We start from the raw sequence: 24,620 nt of genomic DNA, 5'->3' as shown, positions 1-24,620 counted from the left end.
GTCCCGCCGAGCCAAGGAGATCCCATGACGATCAACCGCCCAACCGACAACTCCACGGCAGCGACAGCGAATCTCGACAACCCTCACGATGCGACGCTGGCGTCCTTCGGCTACGCGCAGGAGCTCAAGCGGACGCTGCGCTTCTTCTCGTTGTTCGCAATCTCCTTCTCCATCGTCTCCATCTCCACCGGAATCTTTCTGAACTATGGATTCGCCATCAATCAGTTTGGCGGCGCATCGATTTGGACCTGGCCAATCGCCGCGGCCGGCCAGATCGTCATGGCGCTCTTGATCGCGGAGCTGAGCACCAAGATCCCGCTGGCGGGCTACGCGTACCAGTGGGGCGCGCGCCTGGTCGGCTCCACCTACGGCTGGTACACCGGTTTCTTCGGTCTGCTGTACATGAGCATCACGGGCGGGGCGATCATCCTGTTGGGCGCCACCCCGCTGTTGTTCGAGGCGATGGGCATCAGCCCGCCCGACGGGGTGCTCCTCGGCGTCGCGATCGCCATACTGTTGTTCACCGTCCTGATCAACATCGTCAGTGTGCAGTTGGCGGCGCGGGTCAACAACACCGCGGTGGTCGCCGAGATCATCGGGACCGTGCTTCTGGCCATCACGGTGGTCGTCGCGTTCGGCGTGTACACCGGTGACGACGGCGGATCGGTCGCGAACCTGGTGAACAGCAGTGGAACCGAAGGCTCGGGGATCGGCCACTTCGTGCTGGCCGGGTTGCTGGGCATCTACACGATGGTCGGGTTCGAACTCTCTGCGGACCTGACCGAGGAGGCCGTCGACTCGCAGAAGGCCGTCCCCCGCGGGGTGCTCACCGGCGTGATCGGTTCGGCGGTGCTCGGCATGTTGGCCCTGATCTGCTTCACCGTGGCCATGCCGGATCTGGGCGCGGCGCAAGCTTCCGACGCGCCCATCGTGACGATCGCAGACTTCTACCTGCCGTCCGCGCTGGTGAAGGTGTTCATCGTCGTGGTGGCGTTCTCCATGATCGCGCTCGTCATCGCCAACCAGGCCGCCCAGGCCCGGTTGATGTACTCGATGGGCCGCGACAACATGTTGCCGTTCTCTCGCCACTTCCGCATGGTCAACGCGCGCACCCAGACACCGATGCGCGCGCTGATCGTGGGAGGCGTGATCAGCGTGTGCTTCATGGTTTATGGCTTCCTGCAAACGGATTCGTTCACCACCCTGGTCGGTGCGACGTCCATCGCGCCCTATCTGGTCTATCTGCTGATCGTCGGGTCGTACATGCGCCGACGCCCGACGTTGGCGGCTGCCCCTGGGGCATTCAACCTGGGCCGGTGGGGCGTCCCGCTGATGATCGTCGGACTGGTGTGGATCATCACCGCGCTACTGATCCTGACCATCCCTGCCGAGTTCCACGGTGCGGTGAAGGTGGTCGCAGGCGCGACCGTTCTTGCGGTGCTGTGGCACGTGCTGGTGTTGCGGGGCCGCATCAAGCGCGGCGAGGCCGGTGTCGCGAAGTTCCAGGATTCGGTGAAGCGGCCCTGAGTTACGGATGGTCGTGCGACACCGGTGTGGACGTGAATTCGACTCCGCTGAACGGGTTCTCGATGCTCTCAACCGTCGCGGTCTCACGGTCCCGGACTTCTTGGGCGACACGATTGAAGGCCAGTGCTAGCGGAGAGACTCGGTCACGTCGCCACGCGATGGCCACGGCCGAGCCCGGCACGTCGACGATCGGAATGTAGCGCACCCCCGAGTGCGGGATGTAGCGCATGATCGCGGCCGGGTTGACCGTGCACGCCAGTCCTGCGGCGATCAACTCGATCTCCTCGGTGTTGCTGGTGGTAGGAGTAAGGATCGGCTCGGTCAACCCCGTACGGAAGTCCTGCAGACTCCAGAAGCGGCGGTACTCCTCGTCGGTGGACCTGCCCACGGCAAGCGGTACGTCGAGAATGTCGGCCACGGAGACGGTCTGCCGCTGCGCGAGCGCGTGACGCACCGAGACGGTCAATACCCGCGGCTCGACGAAGAGCGTGTGGGCGACGATGCCGGGATCGGCCAGTGGCGGTCGGATGATCGCGACGTCTGCCCAGTGGTCGGACAGCCCGGCGCTCTGGTCCGGCAACCCGAACTCGCGCATCTCGATTTCGACGTTGGGGAACTCCCGCGAGAACTCCTCGACGATGTACGGCGTCAGCTCGAGCGCGGCCCCCAACCCGAACCCGATCCGCACGTGTCCGACCACACCCGCGTCGTGCCTGCGCGCCTCCTCGATGCCGGCGTCGAGGCTGGCAAGCGCCGATTGCACTCCGACGAGGAATGCCTCGCCCGCCGGTGTCAGTTCTACTGACCGGGTCGTCCGGTAGAAGAGCAGCGCACCGACCTCCTCCTCGAGATCACGGATCTGCCGTGACAGTGACTGCTGTGCGACGAACAGCCGGGCCGCGGCCCTGGTGAAGTGGCGCTCCTCGGCGACGACCGCGAAGTAGCGCAGCTTCCGCACGGTCAAGTCCATGCAGGGACGATAACGCGAGAGCGCCTACGCTGGACACCGTGGAAGGCCCCGAACTGGTCCGTGTGCTCGCAGGTCAGCGCATCGCCGTCCTGACCGGAGCGGGGCTATCGACCGACTCCGGCATCCCCGACTACCGCGGCCCGGACTCGCCGCCGAGCAACCCGATGACCATCCGGCAGTTCACCTCGGACGCCGTGTTCCGGCAGCGGTACTGGGCGCGCAACCACGTCGGCTGGCGTCACATGGACGCCACGCTGCCCAACGCCGGGCACCGTGCGCTGGCGACGCTGGAACACGCGGGCGTCGTCACCGGAGTGATCACCCAGAACGTCGACCTGCTGCACACCAAGGCGGGCAGCCAGACGGTGATCGACCTGCATGGCACCTACGCCCGGGTGGCGTGCCTCGCCTGTGGGCACACCATGACGCGGGTGGCGTTGGCCGAGCAGTTGGAAGCGCTCAACCCCGGCTTCGTCGAGCGGGCCGAACAGATCGGTGGCATCGCGGTGGCACCCGATGCCGACGCGATGGTCACCGAGACCGCGTCGTTCCGGTACGTGGACTGCCCGCGCTGCGGGGGCATGCTCAAGCCCGACATCGTCTACTTCGGTGAGAACGTGCCCAAGGAGCGTGTCGCGCAGGCATATTCGCTCGTCGACGCGGCGGACGCACTGCTGGTGGCCGGTTCGTCGCTGACCGTGTTCTCCGGCCTGCGGTTCGTTAGGCACGCCGCGGCGCACGGCAAGGCCGTCACGATCGTCAACCGCGGGCCCACCCGCGGCGATCACCTGGCCAACGTCAAGGTCGACGGCGGCTGCTCGGAGCTCCTTGCCCTGCTGGCCGACGAACTCTTCGCGATTTCGGCGCGCTAACGTTCGCGCTCAGCGAGCGAAAACGCGCCGAAATCGCTAGAAGGTGACCGGCATCGAGCGGATGCCGTGGATGAAGTTGCCCGGCACGTACGAGGGATCGCCTGCCTCGAATTCGGGCAATTGAATGAGCAGTTCACCGAAGATCGCCCGTAGCTGTGCCCGCGCCACGTGCGCACCGAGGCAGAAGTGCAGCCCGCCGCCACCGAATCCGACGTGCGAATTGGGCTTGCGGCCCAAATCGAAGTGGCCGGGTTGATCGAATGCGCGCTCGTCGAAGTTGCCCGACGAGTAGAACATGACGACCTTCTCGCCAGCGGAGATCGACTGCCCGCCAAGCTCGCAATCGACTGCTGCCGTGCGGCGGAACGTCATCACCGGGGTGGCCCACCGGACCATCTCCTCGACGGCGCTGCCGATGCGGTCGTCGAAGTCCGCGGCCAGCCAGGTGCGCTGGTCGCGGAAGTCGGTGAGCGCCTTGGCCGCATGGCTCATCGTCTGGCGCGTGGTGTCATTGCCCGCCACCGCTAGCAGCACGAAGAATGCGGCCACCTCGGCGTCGGTGAGCCGGTCACCGTCGACCTCGGCTTCGACCAGACTGGTGATCAGGTCGTCTCCTGGATTCGCCCGACGGTCTGCGGCCAGTGCACCCGCCACCTGGTGCAGATACATCTGATTGCCGACCAGCACCTCGAGCGGGTTACGCCCGTCGAGGTAGATCGGATCGGCCCACGACACCAACGCATCGGCGGCATGCGCCACCTGCGCCCGTTCGGATTCCGGAATGCCGACCATGTCCGATAGCGTCCGGATCGGTAGTTCCCTTGCGCATTGTTCGACGAAGTCGGCACCGCTGCCCATCCATCGCAACTCCCCCACAATGGCGTGCGCATTCGCCTTGATCGACTCCTCGATGCGGCGCACCTGTCGCGGGGTGAAGGCCGCGTGTGCGAGCTTGCGCAGCATCGTGTGTCGAGGCGGATCCATCGCCAGGAAGGACTGCGATGCCTCGAGCAGCTCCTCCGGGATGGTCTCGAACAGCACGCCCTTACCCGAGAGGAAGGTCTCGTTGTCCCGGCTGACCGTGACGATGTCGGCGTGGCGCGTCACCGCCCAGTAACCGGGATCGCTCGGGTCGGGCATCAACGAGTCCTCGACCGGTCGATGCCAACTCACTGGACGCTCGGCGCGAAGGGCGGCGAAGGACAACTCGCGCTCGGCGGCGCTGGTGGCCCAGAAGGCCCGCGACGAGAGGTCGATCGGGTCGTAGTCGCGGGTTGCAGAAGATGTGAGCGGCGACACAGTCATACCCGAGACGATAAGACTAGACACTATGTCTAGTCAAGGAGTGCGTGCGCGCGTTACGCTGCCTGACATGCCGTCGGTGACACGAAGGCCGCAGGCCAATCGACAGGAGCGGCGCGAGCGGATCGAGCGGCAACTGCTCGACGCCACCGAGCGCCTGATGGCCGACGGAACCAGTTTCACCGAGCTCAGCGTCGACCGGCTGGCAACCGAGGCGGGCATCTCCCGTGCCAGCTTCTACATCTACTTCGAAGACAAGGGTCACCTGCTGCGTAGCCTGACCGGCCAGGTGTTCGGTGACCTCGCCAACGCGGGCGAGCGCTGGTGGAGCGTCGCGCAGCGACGCGACCCCCGCGACGTCCTGGCCGCCATGAGCGGCATCGTCGCCAGCTACCGGCAGCACCAACCGTTGCTCGTCGCGCTCAACGAGATGGCCGGCTACGACCCGCAGGTCGGCGCCACCTACCAGGAGATTCTCACCGCCATTTCGGGGCGCGTGGCCGCGGTCATCGAAGAGGGCCAGGGCGACGGCGTCATCCGTCCCGAGCTCTCCGCGGCGACCGCAGCGAGCGCCCTCACCTGGATGGTCGAGCGGACGTGCCAGCAGAACCTGCCGGGCAGGCCACCGTCCTACGACGCTGAATTGGCCAACACGCTGACCCAGATCGTCTGGGGCACACTGTATCTCGAGGCGCTCTAGACGGCGACGAGGTCGTCGGCGTGCACGGCGGGGCGGCGCATTTCGGCGGGCAGGTCCGACGTGGAGCGACCGATCATGGTGGCCAATTCCGCGGCGTCGTAGGCCACCACGCCCCTCGCGACCATGCCCGCATCCGGGCCGTGCAGTTCGATCACGTCGCCGCCGTGGAATCGGCCGGAGACCGCGGTGATCCCGGCGGGCAGGAGTGACCGCCGTTGTCGGACCACCGCGCGAACGGCACCGTCGTCGAGGGTCAACGCGCCAGTGGACTCCGCGGCGTAGCGCACCCAGAACCGGCGTGCCGACATCCGTTCACCACGCGGCGCGAACACCGTTCCGACGGACGCGTCGGCCAACGCATCGGCTGCGTCGGAGGCCGCGGCGAGCAGCACCGGCACCCCGGCGTCGGCGGCCAGCAGGGCCGACGACAGCTTGGAGGCCATTCCACCGGTGCCAAGACGACTCCCGCTGCCTGCCACCACCCCGTCCAGGTCATCGGGTGCGGCGACCTCGGGGATGAAACGCGCCGGGTTGGTCTCGGTGGCCTTCCGCGGGTCGCCGTCGTACAGGCCGTCGATATCGCTCAACAGCACCAAGGCATCGGCGCCTACCAGGTGCGCCACCAACGCCGAGAGTCGGTCGTTGTCGCCGAACCGGATCTCGTTGGTGGCCACGGTGTCGTTCTCGTTGACGATCGCGACGGCGTGCAGCGAGCGCAGTCGGTCCAGCGTGCGCTGGGCGTTGTTGTGCTGCACCCGCATCGAGATGTCGTGTGCGGTGAGCAGGACCTGGCCGACGGTGCGCTGGTAGCGGCCGAACGCCGCACTCCAGGCGTTCACCAGTGCCACCTGCCCGACGCTGGCCGCCGCCTGCTTGGTGGCCAGATCAGTGGGCCGCTTGGTCAAGCCGAGCGGTTCGATGCCTGCGGCGATGGCGCCGGACGACACGATCACGACGTCGGATCCCGCCTTCATCCGCGCCTCGATGGCGTCGGCCAGCGTGGCAAGGCGACCGGCGTCGAACATGCCCGACGGCGTGGTCAGCGCGGTGGTGCCGACCTTGACCACGACGCTGCGCGCAGTGCGTACCGCGTTCCGGTGGGTGCTAGTCATCCTCACCGCCGCGGCGACGGCGATCGCGCCGGGCGGCCTTGCGCTCGTCGGCGCCGACGCGGTCGGTCTGTTCCAGTCGAATGTCGGTGCCGCGCCCCGACATCTGCATTTCGATGCCCGCGGGAGTCTGCGGTTCCCAGTCGAACGTCATGTCACCGATGGTGACCGCGCAGCCGGGCCGAGCGCCCTGCTTGATCAACTCGTCCTCCACGCCGAGCCGGGCCAACCGGTCGCCCAGATAGCCGACGGCCTCGTCGTTGGTGAAATCCGTTTGGCTGATCCAACGGACGGGCCTGGCGCCGCGCACCACGAAACCGCCCTCGCCGTCCGAGGACACGGTGAACCCGCTGTCGTCGACCGGGATCGGCTTGATCACCGGGCGGCGCGGCGCCACCACGGGCTGCGCCTGCCGGTATGCCGACACCAGGTCCCACAACGCGAACGTCAACGGCCGCAGTCCGTCCCTGGTGATGGTCGACACCTCGAACACCGGCCAGCCGTAGCGTTCGGCCACCTCGTCCCGGACGAAGTCGGCCAGTTCGCGCGCATCGGGCACGTCGATCTTGTTGAGCACCACCGCACGTGGCCGCTCCGCGAGGTCGCCCAGCGTCGTATCGCCCTGCAAGGTCGGGGTGTAGGCGGCCAGTTCGGCCTCCAGCACGTCGATGTCGGAGATCGGGTCACGGCCCGGCTCCAGTGTCGCGCAATCGACTACGTGCACCAGCACCGCGCAGCGCTCGATGTGGCGCAGGAAGTCCAAGCCGAGGCCGCGGCCCTCGGAGGCCCCGGGGATCAGACCGGGAACGTCGGCGACGGTGAAGGTGTTCTCCCCCGCCGACACCACGCCAAGGTTCGGCGCCAGCGTCGTGAAGGGGTAGTCGGCGATCTTCGGCTTGGCCGCCGAGATCACCGACACCAGCGATGACTTGCCCGCCGAAGGGAATCCGATCAGGCCGACGTCGGCGACGGTCTTGAGTTCGAGGGTGAAGTCGCGGGCCTGACCCTTCTCGCCGAGCAGCGCGAAACCCGGCGCCTTGCGGGCGCGCGACGCCAACGCCGCGTTGCCGAGGCCGCCACGGCCGCCAGCCGCAGCTTCGAAACGCGTGCCCTCACCCACCAGATCGGCGAGCAACCGGCCGTCCTCGTCGAGGATGACGGTGCCGTCGGGGACCCGCAGTTCGAGGTCGCCACCGGAGGCACCCTCGCGGTTGTTGCCCGCGCCCGGCTTGCCCGACGCGGCGTCGACGTGCGGATGGAAGTGGAAGTCGAGAAGGGTGTGCACCTGCGGGTCGACCACCAGAATGATGCTGCCGCCGCGGCCACCGTTGCCGCCGTCGGGACCACCGAGTGGCTTGAACTTCTCCCGGTGTACCGAGGCGCAGCCTCTACCGCCGTTGCCCGCACGGGCGTGGATGACGACGCGGTCGACGAACCGAGGCATCGGACTTCCTTTCCGTGACGAGATCTACGTTCTGCAGACGAAGTGCGAGAGGCCTCCCGCAAAACGTCGATCTCGACGTTGGAAGCGGAGTGCTAGGCCTCGGGTCGCGCGACGCGGACGATGTTGACCGTCTTGCGTCCGCGCTTGACGCCGAACTCCACGGCGCCCGGCGCGGTGGCGAACAGGGTGTCGTCGCCGCCACGACCGACGTTGACGCCGGGGTGGAAGTGCGTGCCGCGCTGCCGGACGATGATCTCGCCTGCCTTGACGACCTGCCCGCCGAAGCGCTTGACGCCGAGCCGCTGGGCGTTGGAGTCGCGACCGTTGCGTGAGCTGGAAGCGCCCTTCTTGTGTGCCATTGGTTCGCTCCCTGTCCTCAGTGCTGTCTGTTCTTCGCGTGAACGCTCATCACGCGATTCCGGTGACCTTGACGACCGTCAGCGGCTGACGGTGGCCCTGCCGCTTGTGATAGCCGGTCTTGTTCTTGAACTTGTGGATGCGGATCTTGGGGCCCTTGGTGTGCTCGAGCACCTCGCCGGTCACGGAGACCTTCGCCAGGTCCTTCGCATCGGTGGTGACCTTCGCGCCGTCGACGACGAGCGCGACGGGCAGCGAGACGGAGGCGCCGGCTTCAAGCTCCAGCTTCTCGACCTTGACTATGTCTCCGACCGCGACTTTGTACTGCTTGCCGCCGGTCTTGACGATTGCGTACGTCGCCATCGTGTCGTCTTCCTCTACTTCGCTGTGCGGGCGCGCGCTACCCGGGGGCGCGAGCGCTGGTCTGGGGGTGCGGGGTGTCGGTGGTTCCTCGCAAACCGATGCTGTCTGTGGCTCAGTTGGTCACGGGGCCTGAAGACAACTGCTCAAGGTTACGTGACCAGCGGGTAAGGGGTCAAACCGCCTGTCTATGCGTCATGGGCGGGCGGTCCTGCCGGCCGGGCGGCCGCTCGGCGCCGGCGAGGACGCGACGTGGCCGACACGAGCGACTCGTCCGCGTCGTCGTCATCGTCGTCGTCTTCGTCTTCGTCCTCGTCTTCGTCGTCCGAGTCGTCATCGTCGTCGTCTTCGTCGTCGTCTTCGTCGTCTTCGTCGGTGTCGTCCGAGTCGTCGTCATCGTCGTCATCCGAATCGTCGATAACCTCGATGTCGTCATCGATGTCCTCGTCCTCGTCGTCGGCGGCCAGATCGACGTCGTCTTCATCGTCGTCATCCGATTCGTCGTCGTCGTCGGATTCGGTCGAGTCCTCGTCGGTGTCCACGTCGAGGACCTGCGCGGCGATGTCGCCATCCAGGTCTGCCTCGACGATTGCCGTCTCGTCCTCGGCCGAGTCGTCCTCGACCCCGTCCTCGTCTTCTGGCCGACCGTTGGCGGCGGCCATCGCCTTGAACATCGGATGTTCACCCGCCGCGTGCGACGGCACCTTGGCCACTTGGACGTCCTCGGTCTTGACGCCCTTCTTGCCGCGCTTGCCACGCCTACCGCCGCCGCCCGAGTCGGGGCTACGGCCGGCTGACGGGCCTGCGTCGACGGGATCGGCGTGCAGCACGATCCCGCGTCCGGCGCAGTGGGTGCAGGTGGTGGAGAAGGCCTCGATCAGGCCGGTGCCCAAGCGCTTTCGGGTCAGCTGGACCAGCCCGAGCGACGTCACCTCCGACACCTGGTGACGGGTGCGGTCTCTGCCGAGCGCCTCGGTCAGCCGACGCAGCACCAGATCGCGATTGGCCTCGAGCACCATGTCGATGAAGTCGATGACGACCATGCCGCCGATGTCGCGCAGCCGCAGCTGGCGCACGGTCTCCTCGGCAGCTTCCAGATTGTTGCGCGTGACGGTCTGCTCGAGGTTTCCGCCGGATCCGGTGAACTTGCCGGTGTTCACGTCGACGACGGTCATCGCCTCGGTGCGGTCGATCACCAGGGTGCCGCCCGACGGCAGCCACACCTTGCGATCGAGCGCCTTGGTCAGCTGTTCGTCGATACGGTGCACAGCGAACACGTCAGGGCCGTCGGGCGAAATGGGTTCGTACTTGGTCATCCGCGGAACCAGTTCCGGTGCAACGGATTTGACGTAGTCGTCGATGGTCTGCCAGGCGTCGTCACCGGACACGATGAGGCCGGAGAAGTCCTCGTTGAACAGGTCGCGGATCACCTTGACCAGCACGTCGGGCTCTTCGTAGAGCGCGATCGCAACGCCGGCCGCCTTCTTCTTGGTCTCGGCCGCCTTGGCTTCGACCTGGGTCCAGCGCTCCTGCAGCCGATTTACGTCGGTGCGGATGTCGTCTTCCTTGACGCCCTCCGACGCGGTGCGGATGATCACGCCCGCATCGGCGGGGACCACCTCGCGCAGGATTTCCTTGAGCCGCTGCCGTTCGGTGTCGGGCAGCTTGCGACTGATCCCTGTCGACGACGCTCCCGGCACGTACACCAGGTACCGCCCGGCCAGCGACACCTGTGTGGTGAGGCGCGCGCCCTTGTGCCCGACGGGGTCCTTGCTCACCTGGACGACGACATAGTCGCCGGGCTTGAGGGCCTGCTCGATCTTGCGGCTGGCGCCGCCGAGTCCGGCGGCCTCCCAGTTCACCTCACCGGCATAGAGCACGCCGTTGCGGCCGCGGCCGATGTCGACGAACGCCGCCTCCATGGACGGCAGCACGTTCTGCACGATGCCGAGATAGATGTTGCCGACCAGCGACGCCGACGCCGCGGACGTCACGAAGTGTTCGACCACGACGCCGTCCTCGAGCACCGCGATCTGGGTGTAGCGGGCACCCTCGTGGGGCGGTTCGGTGCGGACCTTGTCGCGCACCACCATGACGCGTTCGACGGCCTCGCGGCGGGCCAGGAACTCGGCCTCACTCAGGATCGGTGGGCGGCGCCGTCCAGCGTCGCGGCCGTCCCTGCGGCGCTGCCGCTTGGCCTCCAGCCGGGTGGATCCGCTGATGCCCTGAATCTCGTTGTTGACGGCCTTGGCCGCCTTCTCCCTGGGCGGACGCTCGTGCACGACCGTGTTCGGCGGATCGTCCGGCGAGCCGTTCTCGTCCCCGTCACCCGCGCCGGACTTGCGACGCCTGCGCCTGCGCCGACGAGTCTTGCCGCCCTCGGCGGACGCGTTCTCGTCGTCGGCGCCTGCGTCGTCGGAGTCGTCGTCGCCCTCGTCCGAGGCGTCGTCGTCGTTCCCGTCGCCGTCGGTCGGGTCGTCCGGGTTCTGCTCGCCGCGACCGCGACCGCGACCACGGCGCCCCCGTCGACGCCGCCGGGCGGCGGGCCGGTCACCCTGATCGTCGTCGGCGTCGCCGGACTCATCGTCGGAGTCGTCGTCGTCATCATCGTCGGTGTCGTCGTCATCGTCGTCGTCTTCCACGGCTACGACAGGAGGTGCCGGTGGGCGGAACGTGACGGGTTGCGGGGCGACGAACAGCGGCATGTAGGCCGCCGGCTCCGCAGTCGCAGGCGCGGCGCTGGTTGGCGCCGGGGTCTCGAGCATCAGCCGCGATTCGGGCTCGTCATCCTCGATGGCCTCGGCGACGAGGGCCTCTTCAACGACGGCCTCATCGACGACGGCCTCATCGACCACGACGTCGATGGGCGGCGCGGCATCATCGCTCAGCTGCTGGGCCAGCGGGTCCTGTCCCGGCGCGGTGTCTTCAGATAGGTCTTGGGTATGGGCATCTTCGGCCACGAATTCTCCTCAAGCCCCCGGGCGCGTCGTATCGACGCGGCCACGCGAGGGCTTCCGCTATGGGCCCGGGGAACTGCTCCCGAGCTTGTTATGGTCTCGCTCCGAGCTGCTCGGGAGAGCACACGGTGCCTGGCTGAATGATGGCTGGACGGTCGGCGCCACACTTGGAATGTCCCAAGTGGTCGCGCTCGTCTAAGTCTTCATCCGGGCGCCCGACCCTGGTTTGGAGCCGGTCACCCGCGTCTAGTATCCCACACCGCCGAGCAGAAACCGACGAGGTGCGGTTTCGCACCACTTCCGGCAGCTAACGACCGGGGAACCAGAGCTCGATCTCGCGGGCCGCGGAATCGGGCGAATCGGAGCCGTGGACCAGGTTGTCCTGGGTGACGAGGGCGAGGTCACCGCGGATGGTGCCGGGCGCGGCCTTCTCGACCGGATCCGTCGCGCCGGCGATCTGCCGGAACGCGGCAACCGCCCGCGGCCCCTCCACGATGACGGCCACCACGGGCCCGGAGGTGATGAATTCCAGCAGCGACGGGAAGAACGGCTTGCCCTCGTGCTCGGCGTAGTGCTGCCGAGCGAGGTCGTCGCCGACGGTCTTGAGTTCGAGGGCGGCGATGGTCAGGCCCTTGCGTTCGATTCGGCTGAGAATCTCACCGACGAGGTGTCGCTTGACGCCGTCGGGCTTGACCAACACCAGAGTCCGCTCAGTCACGTCGTCAAAGCCTACTAGTCAGTAGGAGGACGCTGCTGCCAGGGCAGCAGCCCGCGCTCCTGACGGCGCTTGACCTCGGCTTGCAGATACGCGATCAATACCCAGACCAGCGCGAACAGCACGCCGATGAAGCCAACCGTGACGTGCACGAACGCCCCGGCGATCACGACGGCCTGCATGGCGATGTTCGCCTTCAGTGCCCACGGCCTGCCCTGCACGCCTGCCAGCAGGATCAGCGCCACGGCCACGCCGATGAGGTATCCACCGCTTGCGACGCTGAGGCCGCCGCCCAACACCGAAACGACCGGGAGCGCGAGCAGCACGACGATCGATTCCAGGATCAGCGTGCCAGCCATGACGCCGCGGAAGCTCTTCCACGGATCCGTCGGCGCGGCGGCGTTGTCCCCGGGTTCTTCCTGGGGCTCCTGGGTCACTGCGGGTCCCGTCCGAACAGGGTGCGAGCCGCGCCCGCGGTGACCACCGAGCCGGTGATGACCATGCCTGCGCCGGAGATTCCGCCAGCGCCGTCCTGGCCCGACTCCTCGACCAGCGCGGTCGCGGTCTCGATGGCGTCGGGCAGCGTGGCGGCGGTGATCACCCGTTCCTGGCCGAAGCGCTCCTCGGCGCGCAGGGCCAGCGCGTCCACCTCCATCGCGCGCGGGGATCCGTTGTTGGTCACCACGATCACGTCGAACGCGGGCTCGAGTGCGGCGAGGATGCCGTCGACGTCCTTGTCCGCCATCACCGACACGACGCCGACCAGGAAGCGGAAGTCGAACTCGGTCTGCAGGGCGGCGGCCAGGGCGGCCGCCCCTGCCGGATTGTGCGCGGCGTCGATGAACACCGTTGGGGCGCTGCGCATTCGTTCTAGGCGACCGGGACTGGCGACCGTCGCGAACCCGGCCCGGACCGCGTCGATGTCGAGCTGACGCTGCGCGCCAGCACCGAAGAACGCCTCGACTGCGGCCAGCGCCAGCACCGCGTTGTGCGCCTGATGCTCGCCGTGCAGGGGCAGGAAGATGTCGGAGTAGATGCCACCGAGCCCCTGTAGTTCGAGGAGTTGACCCCCGATCGCGACCTCGCGGCGCCGCACGGCGAACTCGGAGTCCTCGCGGGCCACCGCGGCGTCGGCACTGACCGCTTGGGCGATCAACACCTCCATGGCCTCCGGCACCTGCTGCCCGATCACCGCGACGGTCTCGCTGGGCACCAGGTCATCCGCCTGCCGCTTGATGATGCCTGCCTTCTCCCCGGCAATCTCGGCGATGGTGCCGCCCAGGTAGTCGACGTGGTCGATGCCGATGGGGGTGATGACGGCGACGGGCGCGTCGACGACGTTGGTGGCGTCCCACCGCCCGCCGAGGCCGACCTCCACCACTGCCACGTCGACGGGCGCGTCGGCGAACGCGGCGAAGGCCATCGCCGTGACGACCTCGAACTTGCTCAGCCGCGGGCCGACGGGTCCCAACTCACCGGCCTCGGACTGCGCGTCGACCAGCTCGACGAACGGCTCGATCTCGCGGTAGGTCTCGACGTACTGCGCCGGGGTGATCGGCTTGCCGTCGATCGAGATGCGCTCGACCGCGGACTGCAAGTGCGGGCTGGTCATGCGGCCGGTGCGTCGGTGCAGGGCGGTCAACAGCGAGTCGATCAGCCGAGACACCGACGTCTTGCCGTTGGTGCCGGCGACGTGGATGCTCGGGTACCCGCGCTGCGGTGACCCGAGGAGCTCCATCAGCGCGGCGATGCGCGTCGTGCTGGGTTCGAGTTTCGTCTCCGGCCACCGTTGGTCGAGCAGATGCTCGACCTGGAACAGTGCGGCGACCTCGTCGGGCGTCGGTTCCACTGGGTTCATGCGCGATCCGCTGCGCTACTCGCCGTCATGCGAGCCCGGCGAGGCGGCCGTTGATGCGCTCCACCTCTTCCGAGGCCAGTTGGCGACGGGCCTGGATCTTGTCGACGACGGCCTCGGGCGCCTTGGCCAGGAATGCCCCGTTGCCGAGCTTCGCGGTGGTCTGGGCCAACTCCTTCTGCGCACCGGCCAGATCCTTCTCAAGGCGGCGGCGCTCCGCGGCGACGTCGACGGTGCCCGACGTGTCGAGTTCGACGACGACCGTGCCTCGCGACAGCCGCACCTCCACCGACGCCGACGGCGTGAAACCGTCGGCCGGTTCGGTCAGCCAGGCCAACGCGCCGATGGCGGCCACCTGGGTGTCGATGTCGGCCTCGGAGATCCCGACCAGCCGGGCCGGCACCCGTTGACGGTCGTTGAGGCCCTGGTCGCTGCGGAAGCGGCGCACCTCGGTGACGAGCTTCTGCATGTCGGTGATCCGCCTGCGCGCAGCACCGTCCAACGCGATGCCGGACGGCTCCGGCCAATCCGCGATGACAAGCGATTCGGCCCCCGGCGCATCCCCCATCAACGACTTCCACAACGTCTCGGTGACGAACGGCATCACCGGGTGCAGCAGCTTGAGCAGAGTGTCGAGGATCGCGGCCAACACCGCGTTGGTGTGCCCTTCGGCACCGCCCTCCTCGCCGGCGAGTTGCACCTTCGCCAACTCCAGGTACCAGTCGCAGAACTCGTCCCACGCGAAGTGGTACAGCGACTCGCAGGCCCGGCTGAACTCGTAACCATCGAACGCCGAATCAACCTCGGCCCGAACGTCTTCCAACCTGCCCAGGATCCAGCGGTCGGCGTCGGTGAGCTCGTCGACGCCAGGCAGCGGTGCTGGCGCGGCGCCGTTCATCAACGCGAACCGGGTGGCGTTGAACAGCTTGGTGGCGAAGTTCCTCGACGCGCGGGCGTGATCCTCGCCGATCGACATGTCGCCACCGGGGCTGGCGCCGCGCGCCAACGTGAACCGCAGCGCGTCGGCGCCGAAGATCTCCACCCAGTCCAGCGGGTCGATGCCGTTGCCCTTGGACTTGCTCATCTTGCTGCCGAACTCGTCGCGGATGAGGCCGTGCAGGAAGACGTTTTGGAATGGAACCTGCGGACGTGAACTTTTCGGCGTCCCACCGCCAGTGATCGCGTCGTCGTCGCCGATGAAGGTGCCGAACATCATCATCCGGGCCACCCAGAAGAACAAGATGTCGTAGCCCGTGACGAGAACGCTGGTGGGATAGAACTTCTCGAGTTCGGGCGTGCGGTCGGGCCAGCCCATCGTGGAGAACGGCCACAGCGCCGACGAGAACCAGGTGTCGAGCACGTCGGGGTCCTGCTCCCAGCCCTCCGGCGGGGTCTCGTCGGGCCCGACGCAGACCTTCTCACCGTTCGGGCCGTGCCAGATCGGGATGCGGTGGCCCCACCACAGCTGCCGCGAGATGCACCAGTCGTGCATGTCGTCCACCCAGCCGAACCAGCGGGGTTCCAGGCTCTTGGGGTGAATCACGGTGTCGCCGTTGCGCACTGCATCACCGGCGGCCTTGGCCAACGATTCGACCTTCACCCACCACTGCAGCGACAGCCGCGGCTCGATGGGTTCGCCGCTGCGTTCGGAGTGGCCGACGCTGTGCCTGTAGGGCCGTTTCTCCTCGACGACACGGCCCTCGCGCTCGAGCGCTTCGCGGACGGCGACGCGGGCGTCGAGGCGGTCCATGCCGTCGAATTCGGTTCCGGTATCGGCGATGCGGCCCTTCGTGTCCATGATCGACGGCATCGGCAGCTCGTGCCGGACGCCGATCTCGAAGTCATTCGGGTCGTGCGCGGGGGTGACCTTGACTGCGCCAGTGCCGAATTCGGGGTCGACGTGTTCGTCGGCCACGATGACGATGTCGCGGGACAGGAAAGGGTGCGGCAGCGTGGTGCCGACCAGGTGCCGGTAGCGGTCGTCGTCGGGGTGCACGGCGATCGCGGTGTCGCCGAGCATCGTCTCGATCCGCGTGGTGGCGACCACGATGTGCGGCTGGTCGTCATCCATCGAGCCGTACCGGAACGACACCAGCTCGCCCTCGACGTCTTCGTACTTCACCTCGAGGTCCGAGATGGCGGTCTCCAGCACCGGCGACCAGTTCACCAGCCGCTCGGCCTGGTAGATCAGCCCGGCGTCGTAGAGCCGCTTGAAGATCGTCCGGACCGCGCGCGACAGGCCGTCGTCCATGGTGAAGCGGTCCCGGCTCCAGTCGACGCCGTCGCCCAGCCGGCGCATCTGACCGCCGATGGTGCCGCCGGATTCGCGCTTCCAGTCCCACACCTTGTCGATGAACAGTTCGCGGCCGAAGTCTTCCTTCGTCTTCCCGTCGACGGCGAGCTGCTTCTCCACCACGCTCTGAGTGGCGATGCCCGCGTGATCCATGCCGGGCAGCCACAGCACCTCGTAGCCCTGCATGCGCTTGCGCCGGGTCAGCGCGTCCATCAGCGTGTGGTCGAGCGCATGGCCCATGTGCAGGCTGCCGGTCACGTTCGGCGGGGGCAGCACGATCGAGTAGGGCGGCTTGTCGCTGGCGGCGTCGGCGGTGAAATAGCCGGCGTCCACCCAGCCCTGGTAGAGGTCGCTCTCAACCGCGCTTGGATCCCACGTCTTCGGCAGGGATTCCATCCCAGGGCTGTCGGCGGGCTTCGAACTGGCGGTCACCTGGACATTCTAGGAAGACCGGTGGGCCGAACGCGAAAGCCCCCGAAGTCGGGTGACTTCGGAGGCTCCGCGATGCCGGTGAGCGCTACTTCTTGCCGGCGAGTAATCCGCCGAGGATCTCGCCGATCGCGTTGCCCTGACCGCCGCCACCACCACCGAGCACGCTGCCCAGGATGCTGCCGAGCGGGTTGTTTCCGCCACCGCCGGACGCACCACCGAGGATGCTGCCAAGGATGTCGCCGAGACCGCCGCCCGACGAGGCTTGGGCCTGGGTGTCGGCGGGCGCCGCGGCGCCGCCCTTGGTGAGTTGCTTGCCTATGTAGGCCAGCACGATCGGGGCGAGGATCGGCAGCAGCTTCTTGATCAGGTCCCCGCCGCCTGCGCCGGTACCCGCCAGCGCCGAGGCGACGGCACCGCTGTTGTTGCCGCCGAAGATGTTGGCGACGATCTTGTCGCCCTCGTTCTCGTCGACCTGATCGAGGGTCACGCCGCCGTCGAGCAGGCCGCTGGCGGCCTGCGTGCTGACGGCCGACTCGAGCTTGCTCGAGTCGATGTCGTTGGCTTCGACATTGTGCTGCAGCCCTCCGACGAGCGCGGGCACCAGCGTGCGAATCGCGGTGTTCACCTCGCCCTCATCTGCACCAAGCTTGCTCGCAATGTCCTGTACGGGGATCTCCGCGAAGAGATCGTCGAGACCTGCCATGTCATCTCCACCTTCATTGCTGGGTTGTGGCGAAATTCGTTGACGACACTAATACAACCGAACTTGGCTGACACCGGTTCGTCGCGGACCGATTCAATTGAGCCGGACGGTGTTTAGGGTGACTCCGGCCGCGGGCAACCGGGCCAACAGTGCGTCGCCCATGGCGGCCGCGGGAGTCAGCACCCCGCGAAGATCGGACAGCTGGTCGCGGTCGATGGCGAGCGCCAGGCCGCACTCCCCCAACAACACCGACGTCGCCTTGTATGCCGGGTCACCTCGCTGGGCCATCGTGGCCCGGTACCGGGCACCCGACGTCGTGGTGGTGTAGGTCTCCACCCGGTAGTGGCCGTTCTCCCTGGCGCGCTCACTGGGACCGGTGCCTGGCTTGGGCGCGATGCGTTCCAGCACGCGGCGCGGCAGCTTGTTGAAGTACCGACTGCCCAAGGCAAGGATGGCGGCGTTGGCGGCCGTGCCCATCGCCGCGGCCACCGGTGCCGCGACCGACGAGCCGACGCTCATGTTCTCCGCGTAGCGGAACCTGGGGCCGTACGCCCAGCCGAGTAATGCGTTGCTGCGCCGGACGATTCGCGCGTTGGGTGCCCCCATTGCGAAGGCTCCGGTCCAGACGCCACCCAGTTCGGGTGCGATGTCGCGACCGCGTCGCCACGGGGTGTCGGACTGGTGCCCGAAGTCCGGTTCGCCCGCGCGGTCGGTGGTCAGGGTGTACGGGTCGTTCATCAGCCGCCGCGCCTCCGGGTCGGCCGACGCGGTCGACATCACCTCCATCATCGAGGCGACGGTGCCGCCGGACAAGCCGCCGGCGAATCCGCGTACCACGAAGTTGGTCTCGCCGAGCTCGCCGGCGCTGTCCTCAAGCACGCGCTTGTATAGCGCGTATACGGTGAGATCCGAAGGGATGGAGTCGAATCCGCAGGAGTGCACGATGCGCGCGCCGCTGTCGACGGCCTGCTCGTGGTAGGTGTCGATGCTTTCGCGGATGAACATCGTCTCACCGGTGAGGTCGGCGTAGTCGGTGCCTGCGGCCGCGCACGCGGCGACCAGCGGCAGTCCGTACTTGGTGTAGGGGCCTACGGTAGTGACCACGACGTGGGCCCTGGCCGCCATGTCGTTCAGCGATGACGGCGACGCCGCGTCGGCGGCGATCAGCGGCCAGCCCCGCGCCGCCTCGCCGAGCGATTCGCGCACCTTGAGGAGGCGTTCGGTGGAGCGGCCCGCGAGCCCGATCCGGGCGGTGCCGCCTGCCTTGGCGAGGTACTCGGCCGTCAGTTTGCCGACGAACCCGGTGGCGCCGTAGAGGACGACGTCGAGTTCACGCTGCGCTGCGGTCATGGCCCCAACCTACCGGTGGGTCGAGGCCGCGAGGTGGGTGGTCAGCCGAGGATCTCCGGCGGCTCGGACTGCTCCCCGAGGACGTGGCTGGCAAGGAACGCAGTGACCACCTGGTACCAGACCTTGGCGTGCTGCGGCGCCAGCACCCAGTGCCCCTCGGTCGGGAAGTAGAGGAACTCGTGCGCGCTGGTGCCGTCGGCGGCGGCGGGCAGCGCGGAGTCGCTGAGCAGCTCGTACCAGAGCCGCAGGCTTTCGCCGATCGGTACGCGGTAGTCCTTGTCGCCGTGGATCACCAGCATCGGCGTGCGGATTGCACCGACGTGCCGGTGCGGGGTGTTCTGCTCGGTCATCTCGGTGGTCATTTCGCGCGCCCACCAGTACGCGCCGTCGGTGGTGCCGAACATCTGGTCCATCATCCACAGCCCCGCGTGGCTGACGATGGCGGCGAACCGGTCGGTGTGCCCGGCGATCCAGTTGGCCATGTAGCCGCCGAAGGAGCCGCCCATCGCCGCGGTGCGGGTTCCGTCCACCCGGGGATGCGCGCACGCGGCGTCGGTGGCGGCCATCAGGTCGGTGTACGGGGCGAACCCCCACGCGCCCCAGCCACGCTGGATGAAGTCCTGGCCGTAGCCCGTCGACAACGCCGGGTCGGGCAGCAGCACGGCGTATCCCTTGGCGGTCAGAAGCCACGGGTTCCACCGCCAGTGCCAGGCGTTCCAGCTGGCCAGCGGGCCACCGTGGATCCACAACACCAGCGGCGCCGCGTCGTCCCCGTCGGGCAGCGTCAGCCAGGACCGGATCGGGGTGCCGTCGGGCGCGGCGGCAGTCAGCTCATTCACATCGCCCGGCAGCCTGGGCAGCTCGACGCACGGCAACGCGGTCACGGTTCCGTTCGCGTCGATGCGCACCGGGTGCGGTGGCGCCGCATAGCTACTGCGCAGCGCGTAGAGCACGCCGCCCGGCGCGGGGCACACGTCGGTGTACGAGAAGTCGTCGTCGGTGAGCCGGGTGACCTCGCCGCTGTCGGGGTCGACGATGAACACCGGGCGCCGGCCCGCCTCGTCGACAGTGACGACCAGGGTGGCGCCGTCGGCGGACCAGGCGACCGAGGCGGGCCAACGATCCCAACCGGTCGCGAGCTCGGTGAACTCCTCGCCGAAACGCATGACACACAGCGTGATTCGCGGTGCCTGGTAGGGCGTGGCCACGGTCTCGCGGGTGAATGCCACGGTGGTGCCGTCAGGCGAGATCGCCGGGAACTCCAGGTCGGCACCGGGGTCCTCGGCGATGACGGCGCGCTCGCCGGTGCCGACGTCGATGCGCACCAGCGTGCCGCGAATGGACGCACCCGGTCCTGGCCCGTGCCAGGAGGTCACGACGAACCGCCCGTCCCGGCTGACGTCGAGGTCCGCTTCGCGCATGGCCTGGCCCGGTCCGGGGGTCAAGTCGCGGGGGTCGCCGGAGACGTCCAATAGGTGTGGCAGCCCTGGTCCGATGTCGTGATCCCAGTGCCGCACCGGGTATCCGGTGTGCAGTACGGCCGAGACCTTGGCGTCCTTGCGCAGCGCCCGCAACCGCTTGTCGTCGTCGACGCCGGTGGCCGAGGGCAGCATGGCGGTGTTGACGAGCGTGACGTCCGCTTCGCGCGCGGTGTGCACGGCGTCGACGCCCCCGGGCAGGTCGAGGAGCTGGGTCGCCTCGCCGCCCGCGGCAGGAAGCCGCCACAGCGATGCGGGCGATGGGTCTGCCTCATCGGCGGTGCGTGCGGCGATGAACAGCAGGTCGTTGCATGCGGTGAACGCCGGTGCCGACTCACCCTTGGCGCCGCGGGTCAGCCGCCGCGCCGGTCGTTCGCCGGCGGGGTCGAGTTCCCAGACGGCGGTGATGAACTGGGTCCGCTCATCGTTGAGTTCGGCGATCGTCGTGACGACGCGCGAGCCGTCGGGCGACACCACGAGGCCGGCCACCCGGGGCAGGGCGAGGAAGGCGTCGAGATCGTGGAACGGTGTCGGGGTCACGTGCCGTTGGTAGCACACCGTTACGTTCGAAGTTGGCCGTTGTCGGCCATTGCCGGGGTAACGGTTGCCCGGCTCGGGTGCCGTGTTCGTGTCCGGTCGGGCGAACGGGATGTGGGTCCCCGTGTCCGTGGCCGGTGGCGGCTTCCGGTGTTGCTCGCCTGGGGGCTGTCGGGTCCGGTCTGGTTGGTAGCTCTCACAGCGCGATCCTCTGGTCGTGGCTGTGTCACACCCTTCCGTCGCCGGGCGGTGAAGCCTTGGGCGCGACGCCCGATCACCGTGGCAGCTGCCTGGTGTCGGGTGACGTTCTCGTAGGGTTTGCGCCAGTGCGCGTCACCCCAGATGCTGCTGTAAGCGGGATTGACCGCCAACAATTCGATACCTGCGGCGTGGGTTTGCGCGGCCAGGCGGTTCCGGAATACCGCGGTCGGGATCCCGGACACGGTGCGACGGAACCGTTTCCCGCGCCGGCCACGGCCCATCGTCTCCCTCCCGGTGGCCCGCGCGTCGGCGAAGTCCAGGTCCTCCACCGCGATCGTGTCGATGCCGTGCCGGTGGGTGTAGTGGATCAGGCGGGTGATCGCATGGCGTACCTGGGCATCTCGGCGCGCCGACGTGCCGGACAGGTCGATGTCGATGCGTTCGGCGGGGCCGACCGGGTTGCCGTGGGCGTCCAGCCGGCGGAGCGCGAGGTGCCCGTCGTTGAGATCCACACCCACCACCGGCCCGGCCGCATACACGTCACCACCAGCGGTGCAGCCGTTGTCGCGGCCGGCCCAGTAAGGCAGGCTGGGCGTAGCCCACGAGGCGCTCAGATACCGGCCGGCGCGGCCCGGGCGGCGGGTGATGGTATCGGATACCGACTGCCCGCTGGTGATTCTCACAGCCCACTCATCACCGCGGTGGGAGAACCCCGCCGCGCCGGACAGTACGTAGCGGCCCCGCGCGGCATTGGCCAAGTACTCCAACGGTTTCGGCAACCGTATGCTGACCTGCCCGTCCGGGGTGACGGTGATGGTCAGGTTGCCGAACGGTTCATCAGTGGATCCGTTGGCAGCGATGCGGTACCGGGCCCCATCCCACCGCTCCCGCCAGCTTTGTTCGGTCAGACCAGCTACGGCGAGGTGGTGGCGCGTGTTGGCCAGCCGTGTACCGCCCTCCACGACTCGCACCCGATTCTCGGCCCGCTCAGCTTCGACCCGGGCCAGTTCACCGCGTCGGTGCTGCAGGCGGCGCTGCTTCTGAAACCGCTCGCTTTGGGTGGCATAGCCTTTCGGGTCCTTGGTCTTTCGCCGGGTTTTCCGCTCGGCCACTGTCAGGGTGTCCGTGGTGGGGGCGACCAGGCGTTTCTCGATGGTCGCGATCGCGGCTCGCAACCCGACGATGTGGCGGTACTGGGCATCGCGGGCGAGTCGGTACTGGTCATCATTGCCGGCGATGACCGCATTAGCCCACCGCGCACTCGATTGCCCGGTCAACGCCTTCTTGCGAATTGAGCCGGCCCCGCCGCGCCTGCCGACGGCCATCGCCGTCCAGATCCGGATCCTCGGGTTCTGGGTGTGTGGTCCTGGCCAAATCAGCACGCCGCAACCGACCCACATGCTCAGCAACAGCATCCAGCGCACGCTCGTCTTCCGCACTGGTGCGCAAACGAGTGGTAATCGCCACGCCAGACGGCGCGGCCACCGGCTTCACGCCACGCCATTCGCGCAACCGCCCCGGCGTCATTGGTCCTCACCACCGGTGGTTTCGGCGGCCACCACAGCGCGCAGCCGCTTCGTCTTGGCTGATCCCTGGCCGTAAAGACGGCCGGCGAAGCTGGTGACGATCGCCAGCATGTCACGGACTAGTTCTGATTCGGCTGACTCTTCCTCGGACTGTCCGGTGCAAACGACGGTGACGCCGTACCCCTGTAGCAGGTGCTCGATTAGTCCAACTCCGAATCTAGCGAGCCGGTCTGGATGCTCAACCAACAACCGATCGACTTCTGGGTTCATGCATTCGGCCAAGGCTTTACGAAGACCAGCCCGGCGGTCGGATAGCCCAGAAGCGACATCGGTGAATACCGTGAGGGTTGCATCGACCTGGCCGCGCAGCCGGCCTACCTGACGATCGAGATCCCCCTCAGCCTGCTCACGGCGAGACGACACCCGCGCATACGCCACCGCCGCCCCATTGGCGGCTGGTTTGCCGGTTATCGCGTCCAAGTCGGCGATACAGAAGACTCGCCGTCCGCCGGCGCTCGTGCATCGGGCAGTTTCCCGTCTTGGGTGTAGCGGCGCAAAGCTCGTGTGGATACGCCTAGCCGGTGCGCGGCCGCGGTGGCCGAAACATAATCGTCCGGGCCGAGATTGGCCATCGCTAGTCCAACCCCGCGATAAGGGCTGCCAGCCGTTCGGTGGGGTCCCAGTCCTGCCGGCACGCGAGCAGCAGCTGGGGCAGCGCCCAGATCGGCGAGTCCATATCAACGATGTCCTCAGGATCTAGGACAGGGCATTCACGCTTACGCCGAGCATGCAGCGCTTCACGTGCCAGCGAACAGACCCGCTCGTCTACGTCGTCGAATACCGGTTCTGGGCACGGCACGACGACATCGGCCAGTGGGATACCCGCGATGGCTTCGAGGGTATCGGTATCGCCGGTGAGGACCAGTTGGGTGAGGACGTGCGCCAAATCCAAGCCTTCAAGGCTCCACCTGTCATGCCAAGCCTCGTCCCAGGTTTCAGCACTCAGCCCGAATCCAGACACGTACGTCGCCGTTGTGTCCCCGGTCCGGGCGTCGAGCAAGTCGCCCAACGATCCGGCAGGTCGACGCTTGCCATATTGCCCATCTCCCGCGCCGTCACATCCCGACAGCGACAATCCTCGTTGCGCTCGATCACGGTTCGCCTCGTCGGCGCGACGCGCGTACGTGGACACGTCGTAACCGGCATCAACCACGTCAGTGTCGGCCGCGGGCGAATCCAACGCGGCATGCAGATACTCCAGTAACCGGGCTTGGGCGGACTCACGGGCGAACGTCTTCGAAGCCTCCAGGACCGGCGGGTAACTGAACGTCGCCTGTCGCGCTGCGACCGCCGCGGTCCGCTCTCTGCGCAGCCCCTCCTGCTCAGATCGTGCAGCAGCCAAGGACTTACGCGCTGCGGCGAGCCATTCCGGGCGCTCGCGCTGCAGTTCTAATACATCACGGTCCGTCCACGGAAGCCCCGCGTCTGGAAGGTCCTCAACACAAATCGACAGTCGCTTGGCCACCGCGACACGCGTCAACGGCTGCCCGCTGCACTGTGCGTGAGTCACAACCCGAATCCCAACCTTGGACTGTCCCATGATGGCCAATAAACACATCGCCACGATTCGTATCAGTCATGGTTCCAGCATTACGACAAGACGATCCCACAGCCCACCGACAACAACGCTCGGCCAACCGAGGCCAACAAACTCTCCAGCAACCAAGAACCCGACGCGAGGTGGTCGACCTCGCCGAGTCAGTAGCCACGGTCGCCAAAGCGCACGCTCAACAACAGGGAATGTCCTGTAGACGGTATAGGGGCTAGCTGAGGCCGAAGGCCTCGGGCTGCAAAACGATTCGTGGGTTGTCAGCGTGGGTGAACACTCACGTTGGCAGAGCCACATTTGCAGATCAGGAGGCCTCCGGTGAT

20 protein-coding genes are annotated in these 24,620 nt (G+C 67.6%); 3 read left to right on the top strand and 17 right to left on the bottom strand.

All coding sequences use genetic code 11. From position 1 onward, the window contains the following. Positions 1-24: 24 nt before the first annotated feature. The gene (locus QOC69_RS17200; RefSeq protein WP_526441670.1) at positions 25-1,527 is read left to right on the top strand and encodes an amino acid permease; all 1,503 of its coding nucleotides are present in this window, start codon (positions 25-27) and stop codon (positions 1,525-1,527) included. Position 1,528: 1 nt separating this feature from the next. Here QOC69_RS17200 and QOC69_RS17195 read toward each other — a convergent pair whose 3' ends face one another. Beyond that, a complete protein-coding gene (locus QOC69_RS17195; RefSeq protein WP_526441668.1) occupies positions 1,529-2,497 on the bottom strand; it encodes a LysR family transcriptional regulator in 969 nt (322 codons plus the stop codon). Positions 2,498-2,535: 38 nt separating this feature from the next. Here QOC69_RS17195 and QOC69_RS17190 point away from each other — a divergent pair, with 38 nt between their 5' ends. Further along, complete coding sequence (locus tag QOC69_RS17190; protein ID WP_526441666.1) at positions 2,536-3,369, top strand: Sir2 family NAD-dependent protein deacetylase; 834 nt, start codon at positions 2,536-2,538, stop codon at positions 3,367-3,369. 36 nt (positions 3,370-3,405) lie between these two features. Here QOC69_RS17190 and QOC69_RS17185 read toward each other — a convergent pair whose 3' ends face one another. Then, on the bottom strand, positions 3,406-4,674 hold the full coding sequence (locus QOC69_RS17185; protein ID WP_526441664.1) for a cytochrome P450: 1,269 nt from the start codon (positions 4,672-4,674) through the stop codon (positions 3,406-3,408). Between the two features lie 67 nt (positions 4,675-4,741). Between QOC69_RS17185 and QOC69_RS17180 the strand changes: the two genes are divergently transcribed. Further along, positions 4,742-5,371 carry a TetR/AcrR family transcriptional regulator gene (locus QOC69_RS17180; RefSeq protein ID WP_526441662.1) on the top strand — a complete coding sequence of 210 codons (630 nt, stop codon included), beginning with the start codon at positions 4,742-4,744 and terminating at the stop codon, positions 5,369-5,371. Here QOC69_RS17180 and proB read toward each other — a convergent pair. The 15 genes from proB to QOC69_RS17105 all read right to left on the bottom strand — a co-directional run bounded on the left by proB (position 5,368) and on the right by QOC69_RS17105 (position 24,213). Continuing rightward, positions 5,368-6,483, bottom strand: a complete 1,116-nt coding sequence (proB, locus tag QOC69_RS17175; protein ID WP_526441660.1) for a glutamate 5-kinase — start codon at positions 6,481-6,483, stop codon at positions 5,368-5,370. The two genes, QOC69_RS17180 and proB, sit on opposite strands and share 4 nt — an antisense overlap. Beyond that, positions 6,476-7,924 carry a GTPase ObgE gene (gene obgE, locus QOC69_RS17170; RefSeq protein ID WP_526441658.1) on the bottom strand — a complete coding sequence of 483 codons (1,449 nt, stop codon included), beginning with the start codon at positions 7,922-7,924 and terminating at the stop codon, positions 6,476-6,478. Before obgE ends, proB begins: the two co-directional genes overlap by 8 nt. A gap of 92 nt (positions 7,925-8,016) precedes the next feature. Further along, a complete protein-coding gene (gene rpmA / locus QOC69_RS17165; RefSeq protein ID WP_526441656.1) occupies positions 8,017-8,283 on the bottom strand; it encodes a 50S ribosomal protein L27 in 267 nt (88 codons plus the stop codon). 49 nt (positions 8,284-8,332) lie between these two features. Beyond that, the gene (gene rplU, locus QOC69_RS17160) at positions 8,333-8,644 is read right to left on the bottom strand and encodes a 50S ribosomal protein L21 (protein ID WP_526441654.1); all 312 of its coding nucleotides are present in this window, start codon (positions 8,642-8,644) and stop codon (positions 8,333-8,335) included. A gap of 185 nt (positions 8,645-8,829) precedes the next feature. Next, positions 8,830-11,601: a ribonuclease E gene (gene rne / locus QOC69_RS17155; RefSeq protein ID WP_526441652.1), complete on the bottom strand. Its 2,772-nt coding sequence runs from the start codon at positions 11,599-11,601 to the stop codon at positions 8,830-8,832. A gap of 304 nt (positions 11,602-11,905) precedes the next feature. Continuing rightward, the gene (gene ndk, locus QOC69_RS17150) at positions 11,906-12,316 is read right to left on the bottom strand and encodes a nucleoside-diphosphate kinase (RefSeq protein WP_526441650.1); all 411 of its coding nucleotides are present in this window, start codon (positions 12,314-12,316) and stop codon (positions 11,906-11,908) included. A 14-nt stretch (positions 12,317-12,330) separates the two neighbouring features. Next, entirely contained in the window at positions 12,331-12,672 is a 342-nt protein-coding gene (locus QOC69_RS17145) for a DUF4233 domain-containing protein (protein ID WP_526441692.1), read from the bottom strand. A gap of 74 nt (positions 12,673-12,746) precedes the next feature. Then, entirely contained in the window at positions 12,747-14,171 is a 1,425-nt protein-coding gene (gene folC, locus QOC69_RS17140; protein WP_526441648.1) for a bifunctional tetrahydrofolate synthase/dihydrofolate synthase, read from the bottom strand. 25 nt (positions 14,172-14,196) lie between these two features. Next, on the bottom strand, positions 14,197-16,857 hold the full coding sequence (locus tag QOC69_RS17135; RefSeq protein WP_526441690.1) for a valine--tRNA ligase: 2,661 nt from the start codon (positions 16,855-16,857) through the stop codon (positions 14,197-14,199). A 121-nt stretch (positions 16,858-16,978) separates the two neighbouring features. Further along, positions 16,979-17,596, bottom strand: a complete 618-nt coding sequence (locus QOC69_RS17130; protein ID WP_526441646.1) for a DUF937 domain-containing protein — start codon at positions 17,594-17,596, stop codon at positions 16,979-16,981. A gap of 93 nt (positions 17,597-17,689) precedes the next feature. Continuing rightward, complete coding sequence (locus QOC69_RS17125) at positions 17,690-18,946, bottom strand: saccharopine dehydrogenase family protein (RefSeq protein WP_526441644.1); 1,257 nt, start codon at positions 18,944-18,946, stop codon at positions 17,690-17,692. Positions 18,947-18,987: 41 nt separating this feature from the next. Then, positions 18,988-20,964: a S9 family peptidase gene (locus QOC69_RS17120; protein ID WP_526441642.1), complete on the bottom strand. Its 1,977-nt coding sequence runs from the start codon at positions 20,962-20,964 to the stop codon at positions 18,988-18,990. A 20-nt stretch (positions 20,965-20,984) separates the two neighbouring features. After that, positions 20,985-22,577: a transposase family protein gene (locus QOC69_RS17115; protein ID WP_526441640.1), complete on the bottom strand. Its 1,593-nt coding sequence runs from the start codon at positions 22,575-22,577 to the stop codon at positions 20,985-20,987. Between the two features lie 108 nt (positions 22,578-22,685). After that, positions 22,686-23,429, bottom strand: a complete 744-nt coding sequence (locus QOC69_RS17110) for an IS607 family transposase (protein ID WP_526441638.1) — start codon at positions 23,427-23,429, stop codon at positions 22,686-22,688. Beyond that, entirely contained in the window at positions 23,323-24,213 is an 891-nt protein-coding gene (locus tag QOC69_RS17105; RefSeq protein ID WP_526441636.1) for a hypothetical protein, read from the bottom strand. The genes QOC69_RS17110 and QOC69_RS17105 overlap by 107 nt, the downstream gene beginning before the upstream one ends. Between the last annotated feature and the right edge of the window lie 407 nt (positions 24,214-24,620).

The organism is Mycobacterium sp. (genome assembly GCF_032162105.1).
GTDB lineage: Bacteria > Actinomycetota > Actinomycetes > Mycobacteriales > Mycobacteriaceae > Mycobacterium.
This window is presented reverse-complemented; position numbering and strand designations above follow the sequence as displayed.

What these genes read in the sequence shown, in the direction of transcription:
- QOC69_RS17200 (WP_526441670.1), top strand. Translation starts at nt 25, where the DNA reads ATGACGATCAACCGCCCAACCGACAACTCCACGGCAGCGACAGCGAAT.
- QOC69_RS17195 (WP_526441668.1), bottom strand. Translation starts at nt 2,497, where the DNA reads ATGGACTTGACCGTGCGGAAGCTGCGCTACTTCGCGGTCGTCGCCGAG.
- QOC69_RS17185 (WP_526441664.1), bottom strand. Translation starts at nt 4,674, where the DNA reads ATGACTGTGTCGCCGCTCACATCTTCTGCAACCCGCGACTACGACCCG.
- QOC69_RS17180 (WP_526441662.1), top strand. Translation starts at nt 4,742, where the DNA reads ATGCCGTCGGTGACACGAAGGCCGCAGGCCAATCGACAGGAGCGGCGC.
- proB (WP_526441660.1), bottom strand. Translation starts at nt 6,483, where the DNA reads ATGACTAGCACCCACCGGAACGCGGTACGCACTGCGCGCAGCGTCGTG.
- obgE (WP_526441658.1), bottom strand. Translation starts at nt 7,924, where the DNA reads ATGCCTCGGTTCGTCGACCGCGTCGTCATCCACGCCCGTGCGGGCAAC.
- rpmA (WP_526441656.1), bottom strand. Translation starts at nt 8,283, where the DNA reads ATGGCACACAAGAAGGGCGCTTCCAGCTCACGCAACGGTCGCGACTCC.
- rplU (WP_526441654.1), bottom strand. Translation starts at nt 8,644, where the DNA reads ATGGCGACGTACGCAATCGTCAAGACCGGCGGCAAGCAGTACAAAGTC.
- QOC69_RS17145 (WP_526441692.1), bottom strand. Translation starts at nt 12,672, where the DNA reads ATGGCTGGCACGCTGATCCTGGAATCGATCGTCGTGCTGCTCGCGCTC.
- folC (WP_526441648.1), bottom strand. Translation starts at nt 14,171, where the DNA reads ATGAACCCAGTGGAACCGACGCCCGACGAGGTCGCCGCACTGTTCCAG.
- QOC69_RS17135 (WP_526441690.1), bottom strand. Translation starts at nt 16,857, where the DNA reads ATGGAATCCCTGCCGAAGACGTGGGATCCAAGCGCGGTTGAGAGCGAC.
- QOC69_RS17130 (WP_526441646.1), bottom strand. Translation starts at nt 17,596, where the DNA reads ATGGCAGGTCTCGACGATCTCTTCGCGGAGATCCCCGTACAGGACATT.
- QOC69_RS17125 (WP_526441644.1), bottom strand. Translation starts at nt 18,946, where the DNA reads ATGACCGCAGCGCAGCGTGAACTCGACGTCGTCCTCTACGGCGCCACC.
- QOC69_RS17115 (WP_526441640.1), bottom strand. Translation starts at nt 22,577, where the DNA reads ATGCTGTTGCTGAGCATGTGGGTCGGTTGCGGCGTGCTGATTTGGCCA.